This window comes from Parahoeflea olei (assembly GCF_001703635.1).
GTDB lineage: Bacteria > Pseudomonadota > Alphaproteobacteria > Rhizobiales > Rhizobiaceae > Hoeflea > Hoeflea olei.
Genome location: NZ_LQZT01000012.1, coordinates 352,052 through 364,890, shown reverse-complemented (window position 1 = coordinate 364,890; position 12,839 = coordinate 352,052). Strand labels below are relative to the sequence as shown.

Genomic DNA, 12,839 nt, shown 5'->3' with positions numbered 1-12,839 from the left:
GCGGTCTGTCTCTCTGGCGGTGGGTTCCGGCGGCTCCGGCACGCCAGGCAGCGCGGCGAGCCCTGCTTCATTTCGACCACGAGAATCAGCCAAAGGCAATCGCTCAAGGCCGCGTCAGAATGGCTCCGCCCCCGCCAGCGCCATCCGAAGGCAGCACCTGCACGCAGAGCCTCCGCGCGCCTTTTGCGAGCGCGCGGCGCCGGTGCCGAGTTCGGTCCGGCGCGAGCGGGATCAGAGCTTGTCGAGGTTGATGCCGATCGTGATCGCGCCAATGGCCTGGCCGCTTGCGGGATCCACGATGGTCAGGCTTGCCTGGGATTGGCGTGTGCGGGTGGAATCGTCGGTCTTGACGGTGTCGACGAAGAATGCGCCGGGTCCGTCGCCAAAGCTTCGCTGCCAAGCCGCTTCGTCGCCCTGCCAATAGTCCGAGGTCACTTCGCTCTGGCCGACATTGAGACCCTTGGCATCCATCAGGAAGATTTCCGTGATCCTGCCCTTGCTCGCCTCCTGTTTGCCTTTCAGGAATTTCGAGACAGGGCGGCTGAGGACCTCATCGACGAATGGCCGCTTGATGGCGGTCGCCTGGGCGCGCCACTCCCTATCGAGCTTGTCGATCGCAGCGCCATCGAGGCTCGCGGTCTTGGCGTTCTGCTCCTTGACGGCGCCTATGATCGTCGGATCGGCGAGCCACGGTTCGACATTTTCCCTCACGAATTTCTTGACCGGCGCAACATGGACGCCCGCGGCCATTGCGGCGGCGGGCGCAAGCGCCGACAGGCCGACCGCAACCAGGATCGACATCGCAAGCTTGCTCTTCATTGGGCTTCTCCTCCTCCTCGAAGCTGTTGCGTCCGGTCCGCGCAAGGACCGGACAAACGGAATATCAAGCGGACGCGCCGCTTGCACGGGGCCAGATGGCGGCTTCGCTGCGATGCCGGCTTCAACCGCAGCTCTCCCTGCCGGGGTGCGGCCCGCCCTCCTGGCACAAACACCGCCACCGTGGCGGCAAAAGCGATCGATGCGAGAGAACCGGCATTCGGCCCGGTTGCCATCGGCGGCGCTTGCAGGAGCATCGGGACCCGGTGGCCGCTCGCGAGAAAAGGCTCGGGCACGCATGACGCGTCGCCGGAGGTCCGGGCGCACAACGCGGCGTCGCGGGCCATGCCCTGCGCGGCCCCGGCGCCCCTGCTGCCTGCCCCGTTCGGGACATTGCCCCCCATTGTCGCCCCTTGCCCCTGCTTCAACCGCCCTCTGCCCGTGCCCGCCCCGCAGCCGTCAAGGCTGGCGCCGGTCTCCGGCCACAGAAGGGCTTCGACATGTGGCGGCACACTCTGAGCGGCAACGGTTCAAGTAGAGATAACGACAATCGCCGCCCCGCACAACGCTGCGCCGGCCCTGAGCCAGATTGGGCCAGCAAACCGGTCCTTCTACGGCGCAAGGGCCTCGCGAATATAGGCGACGAGCCGGTCGCCGGCGATCTCGGCCGGACCGGAATTGTCGATCACGAGATCGGCCTCCACCTCATCCGTCAGGGCCGAGGCGCGCACGAGCCGTGCTGCGATCTCCGTGGCGCTCTCGCGGCCGCGGGCCGCAAGCCGGTGGGCGAGAATCCCGGGCTCGATCGATATCCCGACCGCGAGCGCGCCCGGAAACACGTCGCGGATCACGCGCCAGGCGCCGCGCGAGCCGTTGACCACCGCCACCCTGCCCTGGGCGAGATGGGCTTCGAGGTCCCGCGGCAGGCCGTAGCGCAGCCCGTTGGCGGCCCAGGTCAGGGCGAAACGGCCCTCGTCGATGCAGGCGTCGAACTCCGCATCCGACAGCGCGAGATGGTCCTCCCCGCCGGCTTCCGCCGGACGGGTGATCGCACGTCGCACGAACATCACCTCGGGCCTGTCCGCCAAGGCCGCGCGGGCCAGGCCGATCAGCGTGTCCTTGCCCGAGCCGCTGGGGCCCAGCACCACGATCAGCCGTCCGGGCACAGGCGCCGCGGCCGGCTGGCGGTCCAATGCATTTGCCATCAGGCCACCCGTTCGCCCTGGCGCCAGACCGTGCGCACGATCGGCACGCCGGTCTCCCGCCTGACCCGCACCAGATCCGCGCGCTTGCCCGGCGTCAGGCTGCCGCGGTCGTCGAGCCCCACCGTCCTGGCCGGCGTCGCCGTCACCATCCGGATCGCCGCGGCAAGATCGAGGTCCTCGATCTCGTCGGCGAGTACGAACGGCGCCTGGATCAGGCTGAACGGCACATAGTCTGAGGACTGCACGTCGAGCACGCCGGCACGCGCCAGATCGGTGGCGGCGATGTTGCCCGAATGCGAGCCGCCACGCACCACGTTGGGCGCGCCCATCAGCACGCTCATGCCGGCTTCATGCGAGGCTTCCGCCGCCTCGAGCGAGGTCGGAAACTCCGCGAGCCTGACGCCGAAGCCGACGGCCTCGCTCACATGATCGAGCGTGGCGTCGTCATGGCTTGCCACGGTGATGCCGCGTTCGGCACAGGCGCTTGCGAGCGCCTTGCGGTGGGTATCGGAATAGCGCGCCGACGATTCCTGCCGGCGCTTGACAAAATGGGCGAAGGCCTCGTCCGAGAGGCCGCGCTTGGTTTTGTAGTAGAGCGTGTACTGGTCCATGGTCTGGAACTGGCGCTGGCCCGGCGCGTGGTCCATCAGCGAGGCGAGCCGCACCTGGCTGTCGGTCTCGAAATCGGCGAAATGCTCGAGCACATCCGAGGATGAGACCTCGCAGCGCAGATGGATGAGATGGTCGGCGCGAAGCCGGTTCTCCTCGCGCGCGGCCTTGAGCGCATCGGCGATCGCCCGCATCTCGCCGGTGCGAAAACCGTCGTCCTCATCCGAGCCGAGCCGCAGGCAGTCGAACACCGTGGTGATGCCCGAGGCGGCGATCTGCGCGTCGTGCGACTGGATCGCCGAGATCGCATTCCAGCGCACGCCCGGGCGCGGCGAATAATGCGATTCAAGATGGTCGGTGTGCAGTTCGACGAGACCGGGGAGAATATAGTCGCCGTCCATGTCCACGCCCGCGGCCGAACCGCCCTCATCGATTTCGGCGATCACGCCGTCGCGTACGATGAGGCTGCCCGAAACGATCCGGTCTTCGAGCACAAGGCGGGCATTGGTCAGAACTGTCTCGGTGGTCATTCAGGCGGTCTTTCTGGCAAGGCCGGACGCGAGCGCGAAGCGGCTGTGGATCTTGAACGGGGCGCCGGGCTCGGGCTCGACGAACAGGGTGAGCGCGGTAACCGGAACCGGCCGCGCCAGCACCGGGGCGAAATGCGTCCGGGCAGCGGTTTCGACCGTCGAAAGCTCCGGCTCCGAAAGCCGCGTGGTCAGCGTCATGTGGAACCGGAATGTGTCGAAAACATAGGGATAGCCCCACCGCAGCAGGTTGCGCAATTGCGCGGAGGTCAGCGATTCCGGATTGCGGCGTTCGATTTCGGCATCCGTCAGCGGCGCGCGGCAAGGCTCGAACGCCTCGACCACCCGGTCGGCGAAGGTGTTCAACTCGGGCGCGGGGCCGGACGGCACCAGCGCGAGAAACCCTTCGAGCCTCCCCACGGTCAGCGCCGGAATGTCGAAGACCTCATGGCGCGCGGTGAACTCCGCCATGGCGCCGAGAAGGTCGGCTTCGCTCGCGGACGGGGCGAGCCGGAACGGCGCCTTCAGCGTGGCGTGGAAGCCATAGCGGCGCGCGGGGCCGGTGATCGCGGCCAGGCCGCTTGCGCCCAGACCGGGAAGGTCCGGATGGTCGAGCGGCCGGCCGGTCTCGGCGCTGCGCCCGATCCAGCTTGCGCCGAGCCGGGCCAGATCCTCGCCCGGACCCGGTGAAAAATACAAGGCGTAACGCATCAAGCCTGTCCTCCTCCGATCAGCATTCCGCGGAGTCGCGAGGACACCGCGTCGAATATGTACACCACCAGGAGGATAAGCAGCACCATGTAGGCGACATTTTCCCAGTCCTGGTTGGTGCGCATCGCCTCCCAGAGCTTGAGCCCGATGCCGCCGGCGCCGACCGCGCCGATGATGGTGGCCGAACGGGTGTTGGATTCCCAGAAATAGAGCGCCTGGCTCACGAAAACCGGCAGCACCTGGGGCAGCACGCCGTAGCGCTGCACCGCCGCCGGCGACGCCCCCACCGAGCGCACGCCCTCGCGCTGCTTGTCGTCGATGTTTTCGAGCGCTTCCGAATAGAGCTTTCCGAGCGTTCCGGTGTCGGTGAAGAAGATCGCCGAAATGCCCGCAAGCGGCCCCGGGCCGAAGGCGCGGGTGAAGAACAGCGCCCAGATCAGCATGTCGACCGAGCGCAGGAAATCGAAGAAGCGCTTGAGCAACTGGTTGGCCACACGGTTGTGATAGATGTTGCGCGCGGCGAGGAAGGACACCGGAAAGGCGATCAGCGAGGCGAGCACCGTGCCCACGAAGGCCATGACGATGGTCTGCAACAGCTTGGTCCAGACGTCGCCATGCTGCCATTCGAGATTGTACCAGATATCGTTGAAGGCGCGCGCGATATTGGAGCGCGACGGGTCCACCCTCTCGCCCGACACCATCAGCATGAGCACCTCGGAAGCCGGCTTGCCCCAGAATGGCGAGGTGTCGTCGTTCTGGATCTCCGCGCGGCCGGCCCAGCCGAAATCGAGATAGACGGTGGAGCCCTCCGAGCGCTGTTCGGCCCAGTCCTCTAGCGGCTGCAAGGCCGTGACCGACCGGTGGGCGTCGATGACGAACTCGTGCCGCGTGCCGTCATGAACCACGGTTGCGCGATCGGGCGTGACGATCAGCGTCCAGGCGCCGAGATCGACCTCGGCACGGACCACCTGCTCGGAAGCGGCCGGCAGCGCGGGCGTGGCCGCGTCCTTCACCGCCGGTGCGGCCTCTGCGGTCCCGACCGTCGCCTTCGACGGGGCGACGAAGGAGGACGAGGAGGGCTGCACGGAATTGGCGTTGCCGGCACTCGATTTCGACGGGGCGACAAAGGACCCCGCCGAAGACCGGGTCGAGTTGGCGTTGCCCGCCGCAGCGGCTGCCGGCGCCATGAAGGATCCGGCGGACGACGGCGCCGAGAGAGCCTGCGCGGACGGGCCGGGCTTCGCGCTCTCGGCGGGAAGCGCCTCGACCAGCGCCATGTCCTTGACCAGCCAGTCGGGATTTGGGTTTTCGCCGAGTTCGGAGAAGCGGGAATAATGGATGTCGAGGTGGTTGCCCTTGATCTCGATATCGGGCCTGATCTCGTAGGAGACCCAGTCGGCGAGATAGGCGCCGGCGAGCTTCCAGTTGGCCGAGCCGAGCACGGCGCCGACCGAGAAGAACCACCAGCAATAGAGCGCATAGAGGATGCAGAGCCCGATGCCGATCGGCCCGGCGAAGCGCTTCCAGATCCCGGCCCGGAAGGCGTCGGGATACTCTTTTTCGAGGCGGGCGATGGTGGCGGCGTCGGGCGTGGTCATGGCGGCTCAGGCTCCGAACTGGAAGGCGCGGCTGCCCACCAGCCGCTTGCGCAGCCAGGCGGAAAACTGGTCGACGGCGACGATGGTGCAGAACAGAAGGAAGATGATGGCGATGGTCTTGGCCTCGTGGCCGCGCGAGATCGAGATGCGCAGCTGCTCGCCGATCCCGCCCGCGCCGACCGCGCCGAGAATGGTCGAGGCGCGGACATTGATTTCGAGCCGGAGCAGGAAATAGCTCATGAAATTGGGCATGACCTGCGGCACGATGCCGAACCAGACCCGCTCTACCCAGGTGGCGCCGACGGCGCGCAGCCCCTCGTCGGGCTTCATGTCGGCATTCTCGACCACTTCAAAGAACAGCTTGCCGAGCGCGCCGACGGTGTGGATCGACACGGCGATGATCGCCGGGATCGGCCCGAGCGACAGGACTGCGAGAAAAAATCCGGCAATCACGATTTCCGGGAAGGCGCGCAGCACCTCCATGGTCCGGCGCACCAGGACCCGGATGACCGGGTGGACGGCCATGTTGCGCGCAGCAAGGAAGCTCAGCACGAAGGCGAAGACAAACCCCACCAGTGTCGACAGCACGGCGATGTTGAGCGTCTCGACCATCTTGTAGACATATTCGGGGATGTAGAGCGACTGCGTGAGATACACCCGCCCGTCGACATAGTTGTATTTCAGGCTGCCGTCGTCATAGGGCGAAGGCAGGTCGAACAGCGCCCGCCACGGTTCGATCCAGTCGCGCGGCTGCATGTCGATGAAGAAATCGAAGAAGTAGGGCAGCCGGTCGAAGAACTTGCCGGAATTGGTCTCGTTGGCGAACCACACCGATCCACCCATGGCGAAAACCAGCAGGACGAGGCCGATCAGGCTGTAAAGCCGCCGGCGCTGCGCCAGTTCCGTCCAGTGACGCTCGATCGCACGGCCCTCGGGGGACAGTGCCGGGGACGGGAGGCGGGAGAGGCTCGGAAAAGTGTCGCTCACGGAAATGCCAATCGGTTCTGGCGAGGGGACATCGCGGACGGAGCGCGGGATGCCTGATCGCAGGAAACGGCGGCCGCCGGATGGTCAGGTCCGGCGGCCGCGGGTTGCGTCGGGTCCGGTTACGAGCCGATCTTGGCCTTGCGGGCGGCGATGATGGCTTCGTAGAATTCCGGATTGACTTCGGTGTAGCCCTTGTAGTCACCGCCCTGGATGGCGGAGAAGCAGGCCGGATCCTTCTCCGGCAGCGCCATCATGAACGCCTTGAACTTGGTCTTCATGTCGGCATCCATCGACGAACGCACCACGATCGGTCCGTTCGGGATCAGCGGCGACTTCCACAGTTCGACCAGGTCGTCCATCTTGACGAGGCCCTTGTCGACCATCTTGCGCAGGTTGCCCGAGGTGTAGCCGTCGTTGAAATCGCCCACGCCCGAGGCCCAGGTGGTGCCGGCGTCGAAGGTGCCCTTGAGCACTTCGAGCACGAGTTGCTCATGGCCGCCGCCGAAGCCGGTTTCCGAGAAGAACTCGCCGACCGGCATGCCGATGTCCTTGGGCAGCGTGACCGACGGAACCAGGTAGCCCGAGGTCGAGTCGGGGTCTGCGAAGCCGAGCTTCTTGCCCTTCATGTCGGCGAGCGAGGCGATGCCCGAGTCCTTGCGGGCCACCATCACCGAGTGATAGCCGGTGGAGCCGTCGGTCTGGATCGTGGTCAGAATCGGCTCGACCGCCTCGGGATTGTCGAGATAGATCTTGGCATAGCCCGATGCGCCGAGCTCGGCATAGTCGAGCGTGCCGCCGAGCAGACCCTGGATCACGCCGTCATAGTCGGCGGCCGGGAACAGCGAGACCTTTTCCACGCCGAGCGCTTCGGGAAGCTGCTCGGTCATGCACTGGAAATTGCGCAGGCGGTCGGCTTCGTTCTCGCCGCCGAGGATGCCGATGCGGAAGTCCTTGAGGTCTTCGGCAGCAGCCGGCTGAGCGGCGACGATGGCTGCGAAGGACGCGGCCGCGAGAAGGGCTTTCTTGATCATGGATCTGCTCCTGGTTCAGACCGGCATGCGGCCGGCGGTCGAGTGGGTCGGGCCTGTTACGCGGGCAAGGCGACCCCGGCGGCGGCGGGCTTTGCGTAAAGCGCGGGCTGCAACGCACCGGTGGATTTCGGCCGGGCCGGCACGGGTTCGCGGCCGCCCGAAAGCGATGTCGAGGTGATGGATTCGGAGATCCCGTCGCCGTCGCCGGAGGCGCCGTAGATCATTGCGACCGCTTCGGAGGTCAGCTCTTCCGGCGGGCCGTCGAACACCACCCTGCCCGCGGCCATGCCGATCACGCGCTCGCAATAGGCGCGCGCGGTGTCGAGCGTGTGCAGGTTGGTGATCACGGTGATGCCTTCGCGGCGGTTGATGTCCTCAAGCGCGTCCATCACGATCTGCGCGTTGAGCGGGTCGAGCGAGGCGATCGGCTCGTCGGCGAGGATCATCGCGGGCTCCTGCATCAGCGCCCGGGCGATCGCCACGCGCTGCTGCTGCCCGCCCGACAGCGTTCCTGCCATCTGCGTCGCGGCCTGGGCGATGCCGAGCCGTTCGAGGGCCGATAGCGCGGCGGCGCGCTCCTCGACCGAAAACATGTTGAGCAGATTGAACACGGTGGAGCGGCGGTTGAGCCGGCCGAGCATGACATTGGTCAGGACGTCGAGCCGCGGCACCAGGTTGAACTGCTGGAAGATCATCGCGCAGTCGCGCTGCCAGGTGCGCAGCTCGCCACCGGTGAGCGTCGAGATCGGCCGTCCCTTGTGCACGATCGTGCCCGAACTCACCGGGCTCAGCCGGTTGATCATCCTCAGGAGCGTCGATTTGCCCGCGCCCGAGCGGCCGATGACGCCGACCATCTGCCCGTCGGGGATCGAGAGGCTAACGGCATCGACTGCGGTCATGGCCCCGAAGCGGCGTGTGACGTCGGTCAGTTCGAGCATGGCGGCATCCCTTCGCTGAGGTGGATTTCCTTGGCGTTCGGGAACTGGACTAGACCAGCCATATGAAAGCGCGATGTCGGTTCGGTGTCAGTTTTGTTACGATCCACAGCCCCGGATTGCGCAAGGCGGTGCAAACGCAACAGCGGCCGTCCCCCGGCCCCCGGGAGGGGTCGGACGACGGCCTGACAGTCCTGAAAATGGAAGGATGCGGGCGGCCTCAGCCGCCGTGGCGCTCAAGGAATTCCTCGACCGTGAGCGAACGGAAATCCTCAAGGGCGGCATGCAGCCGCGCGTGATCCCAGTCCCACCAGGCGAGCGCATCGAGCCGGCCGGCGATGTCGTCGGAAAAGCGCTGCCTGATCGTGCGCGCGGGCACGCCGACGGCAATCGCGAAATCGGCCACGTCCTTGGTGACCACGGCGTTCGAGCCGATGATCGCGCCGTTGCCGATCTTCACGCCGGGCATCACCACCGCGCCATGGCCGATCCAGGTGTCATGGCCGATATGGATGCGCTGCTCCGCGCGCCAGTCGAAGAACGCCTGGTCGTCGCTTTCGCCCTCGAAATACCAGGCGGAGCGGTAGCTGAAATGATGCAGCGACGCGCGCTCCATCGGGTGCATGCTCGCATAGATGCGCACATGGGCGGCGATGTTGGCGAATTTGCCGATCTCCGCATAGGCGATCTGGGTGTTCTCGACGCAGTAGGAATAATCCCCGAGCGTCGAATGGGCGAGCGACGAGCCGGCCCCGACCTCGGTGTAGCGGCCGAGCGTTGAGTTCACGACCTTCGCGGTCTCGTGGACCAGTGGCGTTTCGGAAAGCCGGGTCATGCCGCGGCCTTTCCGGCGGCAAAGGCCGACACGTCGATCACCCGGTCGGCGACCGCATTGCGCACGTCGAGATCGTGGAAGATCCCGAGCAGGGCCGCGCCTTCGGCCTTCTTGCGGGCAATGAGCCCGATCACCACTTCGCGGTTGGCCGCGTCGAGCGAGGCGGTCGGCTCGTCCAGGAGCAGGATCGGGTGGTCGGTGATGAAGCCGCGGGCGATGTTGACCCGCTGCTGCTCCCCGCCCGAAAACGTGGCCGGCGGCAGTGACCACAGCCGTTCGGGCAAATTGAGATCCGCAAACAGCGCGCCCGCCTTTTCCCGCGCCTCGGCCTGGCTCGCGCCGCGGATCATCAGCGGCTCGCAGGCGACATCGAGCGCCGAAACCCGCGGCACCGCACGCAAGAACTGGCTCACATAGCCGATCGTGTCACGCCGGATTTCGAGCACCTTGCGCGGGTCGGCGCTGGCGATGTCGACATGGCGACCGTGATGCTTGACCAGGATCTGTCCGCCATCGCAGCCGTAATTGCCGTAAAGCATTTTCAGGATGGAGCTCTTTCCGACGCCCGACGGCCCGCCGAGCACGGCGCAGGAGCCCGCGTCGAGCGAGAACGAAACATTGGCGACGACCGGCAGTTCGACGCCGCCGCGCATGTGCATGGTGAAGCTCTTCTTGACTTCGGAGGCAACGAGAACCGTGGGCATGGTCACACCTGCAGGATCGAGGAAACGAGAAGCTGGGTATAGGGCGCGCGCGGATCGTCGAGCACGCGGTCGGTGAGCCCCGCCTCGATCACCCGCCCGTCCTTCATCACGATCATCCGGTCCGACAGAAGCCGTGCCACCGCGAGATCGTGGGTGACGACGACCACCGCAAGCCCGAGATCGGAGACGAGCCCGCGCAACAGGTCGAGCAATCGCGCCTGCACCGACACGTCGAGCCCGCCGGTGGGCTCGTCCATGAACACGAGCCTGGGCTCGGTCACCAGGTTGCGGGCGATCTGAAGCCGCTGGCGCATGCCGCCCGAGAAGGTGCGCGGCTGGTCGTCGACGCGGTCCTCGCCGATCTCGACGCGCGCCAGCCAGTCGATTGCTGCCCTGCGGATATTGCCATAGTGCCGGTTGCCGACTGCCATCAGCCGCTCGCCGACATTGGCGCCGGCCGACACCGTCATCCTCAGCCCGTCGATCGGGTTCTGGTGCACGAAGCCCCAGTCGGTGCGCATCAGATACCGCCGCTCGGCCTCCGACATCTTGTAGATATCGGCGCTTGCGCCGTCGCGCATCCGGTAATGCACAGTGCCGCAGGTGGGGGCGAGCCGAGAGGAGATGCAGTTCAAGAGCGTGGTCTTGCCGGAGCCGGATTCGCCCACGACAGCGAGCACCTCGCCGGGGAAGAGCTCGAAGCTCACATCGGCACAGCCGATGCGCTTGCCATAGACGCGGGTCAGCCCCTCGACGCTGAGCAGCGGCTTCTCGGCGCTCGGCGGTCCCGGCTGAACGGACGGTTCAAGAGTGTCAGCGCTCACCATCACATTTCCTCCTTGACTGTCGCGGACGCCGCGTCGGCCGATGCCTCGTCGCCGAGCAGCGCGCCGCGGTGGCCTTCCGCCCGGCGGCTTTCGCAATGGTGGGTGTCGGAGCAGACGAACATGCGCCCGCCCCGGTCGTCGAGCACCACCTCGTCGAGATAGACGCCCTCGCCGCCACAGAGCGCGCAGGGCTGGTCGAAGCTCTGGATCTCGAAGGGATGGTCCTCGAAATCGAGGCTCACCACATCGGTGTGCGGCGGGATCGCGTAGATCCGCTTTTCCCGGCCCGCGCCGAACAGCTGCAGCGCTTCCGAGCGGTGCATCTTCGGATTGTCGAATTTCGGTGTCGGCGACGGGTCCATCACATAGCGGCCCTCCACTTTCACCGGATAGGCATAGGTGGTGGCGATGCGGCCGTTGCGGGCGATGTCCTCGTAGAGTTTGACATGCATGAGGCCGTATTCCTCAAGCGCATGCATCTTGCGGGTCTCGGTCTCGCGCGGTTCGAGAAAGCGCAAGGGCTCGGGGATCGGCACCTGGTAAACCAGCACCTGGCCTTCGCGAAGCTTCGTTTCGGGAATCCGGTGCCGGGTCTGGATGATGGTGGCTTCAGGCGTCGCCGTGGTCGTCGCCACGCCCGCGGTCCTGGCGAAGAAGGCCCGGATCGAGACCGCATTGGTGGTGTCGTCGGCGCCCTGGTCGATCACCTTGAGCACGTCGTCCGGGCCGATGATCGCCGCCGTCACCTGCACCCCGCCGGTGCCCCAGCCATAGGGCATCGGCATTTCGCGCGAGGCGAACGGCACCTGGTAGCCGGGAATGGCGATGCCCTTGAGGATCGCCCGGCGGATCATCCGCTTGGTCTGTTCGTCGAGATAGGCGAAATTGTAGCGCGCGAGCGTCGGCTCGGGTGCGTCGGTTGCCGGACTGGTCATTCGGCGGCCTCCTGCGTGTCGTCCGTCGCCGCGTCATCGGTGGAGGCGGCAGCCTTGAAATGCTCGGCCCGCATGCGCCGCACCAGATCGAGCTCGGCCTGGAAATCGACGTAATGCGGCAGTTTCAGATGTTCGACGAAGCCGGTCGACTGCACATTGTCGCAATGCGACAGCACGAATTCCTCGTCCTGGGCGGGGGCGACAATGTCCTCGCCGAGTTCGGAGGCACGCAGCGCCCGGTCGCAGAGCGACATCGCCATGGCCTTGCGCTCGGCCTGGCCGAAGACCAGCCCGTAGCCGCGGGTGAACTGCGGCGGCGCCTTGGCCGAGCCCTTGAACTGGTTGACCATCTGGCACTCCGTGAGCCGGATCCGGCCGATCACGACGGCGAAACCCAACTCCGGGATCGTCACCTCGACATCGACCTCGCCGATGCGGATTTCGCCCGCGAAGGGATGGCTGCGCGCATAGCCGCGCTGGGTCGAATAGGCGAGCGCAAGCAGGAACCCCTCGTCGCCGCGCGCGAGCGTCTGCAGCCGCGCGTCCCGCTCCATCGGAAACTCCATCGGCGTGCGGGTGATGTCGGCCACCGGCCGGGACGCGTCGAGCATCGCATCCTCCTCGATCAGACCCTCGTCGCCGAGAATGTCGGAGACCCGTGTGACCTTCTCGCTGCCGGCGGTGGCAGTGGCGGGCGCCTCCACCGGCTCGTCGCCGGCAAGCGTCGGGTCGAGCAAGCGATGCGTGTAGTCGAAGGTGGGGCCAAGCAGCTGCCCGCCGGGCAGGTCCTTGTAGACCGCCGAAATCCGCCGTTCGACCACCATCGCGCAGGTGTCGACCGGCTCGGAATGGCCGAAGCGCGGCAGCGTGGTGCGGTAGGCCCTGAGCAGAAACACCGCCTCGATCAGGTCGCCGCGCGCCTGCTTGACGGCAAGGGCGGCAAGTTCCGGATCGTAGAGCGAGCCCTCGCCCATCACCCGGTCGACGGCAAGCGACAACTGCCCGGCGATCTGGGCGAGCGTAAGCCCCGGCACGTCCGTGTCGCCGCGGCGGCGGGCTGCGAGCAGGCGGTGGGCATTGGTGATGGCGGCTTCCCCGCCCTTGACGGCAACATACATT

The 12,839-nt window shown here is 66.6% G+C and carries 13 protein-coding genes; all 13 read right to left on the bottom strand.

All coding sequences use genetic code 11. The features are described 5' to 3' along the window. Positions 1-231: 231 nt before the first annotated feature. The 13 genes from AWJ14_RS10270 to AWJ14_RS10210 all read right to left on the bottom strand — a co-directional run bounded on the left by AWJ14_RS10270 (position 232) and on the right by AWJ14_RS10210 (position 12,838). Positions 232-819 (bottom strand): hypothetical protein, encoded by a 588-nt coding sequence (locus AWJ14_RS10270; protein WP_066178118.1) that lies wholly within the window; start codon positions 817-819, stop codon positions 232-234. 608 nt (positions 820-1,427) lie between these two features. Then, on the bottom strand, positions 1,428-2,021 hold the full coding sequence (phnN, locus tag AWJ14_RS10265; protein WP_139112594.1) for a phosphonate metabolism protein/1,5-bisphosphokinase (PRPP-forming) PhnN: 594 nt from the start codon (positions 2,019-2,021) through the stop codon (positions 1,428-1,430). Then, on the bottom strand, positions 2,021-3,160 hold the full coding sequence (locus tag AWJ14_RS10260; protein WP_066178114.1) for an alpha-D-ribose 1-methylphosphonate 5-triphosphate diphosphatase: 1,140 nt from the start codon (positions 3,158-3,160) through the stop codon (positions 2,021-2,023). The genes phnN and AWJ14_RS10260 overlap by 1 nt, the downstream gene beginning before the upstream one ends. Then, positions 3,161-3,868, bottom strand: a complete 708-nt coding sequence (locus tag AWJ14_RS10255) for a DUF1045 domain-containing protein (RefSeq protein ID WP_066178113.1) — start codon at positions 3,866-3,868, stop codon at positions 3,161-3,163. After that, the gene (gene phnE, locus AWJ14_RS10250) at positions 3,868-5,466 is read right to left on the bottom strand and encodes a phosphonate ABC transporter, permease protein PhnE (RefSeq protein WP_066178111.1); all 1,599 of its coding nucleotides are present in this window, start codon (positions 5,464-5,466) and stop codon (positions 3,868-3,870) included. The genes AWJ14_RS10255 and phnE (AWJ14_RS10250) overlap by 1 nt, the downstream gene beginning before the upstream one ends. Positions 5,467-5,472: 6 nt before the next feature. Then, the gene (gene phnE, locus AWJ14_RS10245) at positions 5,473-6,453 is read right to left on the bottom strand and encodes a phosphonate ABC transporter, permease protein PhnE (protein ID WP_066178110.1); all 981 of its coding nucleotides are present in this window, start codon (positions 6,451-6,453) and stop codon (positions 5,473-5,475) included. Between the two features lie 119 nt (positions 6,454-6,572). Then, positions 6,573-7,484, bottom strand: a complete 912-nt coding sequence (phnD, locus tag AWJ14_RS10240; RefSeq protein WP_066178109.1) for a phosphonate ABC transporter substrate-binding protein — start codon at positions 7,482-7,484, stop codon at positions 6,573-6,575. Positions 7,485-7,540: 56 nt separating this feature from the next. Next, positions 7,541-8,422, bottom strand: coding sequence for a phosphonate ABC transporter ATP-binding protein (phnC, locus tag AWJ14_RS10235; RefSeq protein ID WP_066178106.1), 882 nt, complete (start codon positions 8,420-8,422; stop codon positions 7,541-7,543). Positions 8,423-8,639: 217 nt separating this feature from the next. Continuing rightward, a complete protein-coding gene (locus AWJ14_RS10230; protein WP_066178104.1) occupies positions 8,640-9,254 on the bottom strand; it encodes a DapH/DapD/GlmU-related protein in 615 nt (204 codons plus the stop codon). Further along, entirely contained in the window at positions 9,251-9,958 is a 708-nt protein-coding gene (gene phnL / locus AWJ14_RS10225) for a phosphonate C-P lyase system protein PhnL (RefSeq protein ID WP_066178101.1), read from the bottom strand. The genes AWJ14_RS10230 and phnL overlap by 4 nt, the downstream gene beginning before the upstream one ends. A gap of 2 nt (positions 9,959-9,960) precedes the next feature. After that, on the bottom strand, positions 9,961-10,782 hold the full coding sequence (gene phnK / locus AWJ14_RS10220) for a phosphonate C-P lyase system protein PhnK (RefSeq protein ID WP_245304203.1): 822 nt from the start codon (positions 10,780-10,782) through the stop codon (positions 9,961-9,963). A 2-nt stretch (positions 10,783-10,784) separates the two neighbouring features. Then, positions 10,785-11,720 carry an alpha-D-ribose 1-methylphosphonate 5-phosphate C-P-lyase PhnJ gene (locus tag AWJ14_RS10215; protein WP_066178095.1) on the bottom strand — a complete coding sequence of 312 codons (936 nt, stop codon included), beginning with the start codon at positions 11,718-11,720 and terminating at the stop codon, positions 10,785-10,787. Beyond that, positions 11,717-12,838 carry a carbon-phosphorus lyase complex subunit gene (locus AWJ14_RS10210; RefSeq protein ID WP_066178093.1) on the bottom strand — a complete coding sequence of 374 codons (1,122 nt, stop codon included), beginning with the start codon at positions 12,836-12,838 and terminating at the stop codon, positions 11,717-11,719. Before AWJ14_RS10210 ends, AWJ14_RS10215 begins: the two co-directional genes overlap by 4 nt. Between the last annotated feature and the right edge of the window lies 1 nt (position 12,839).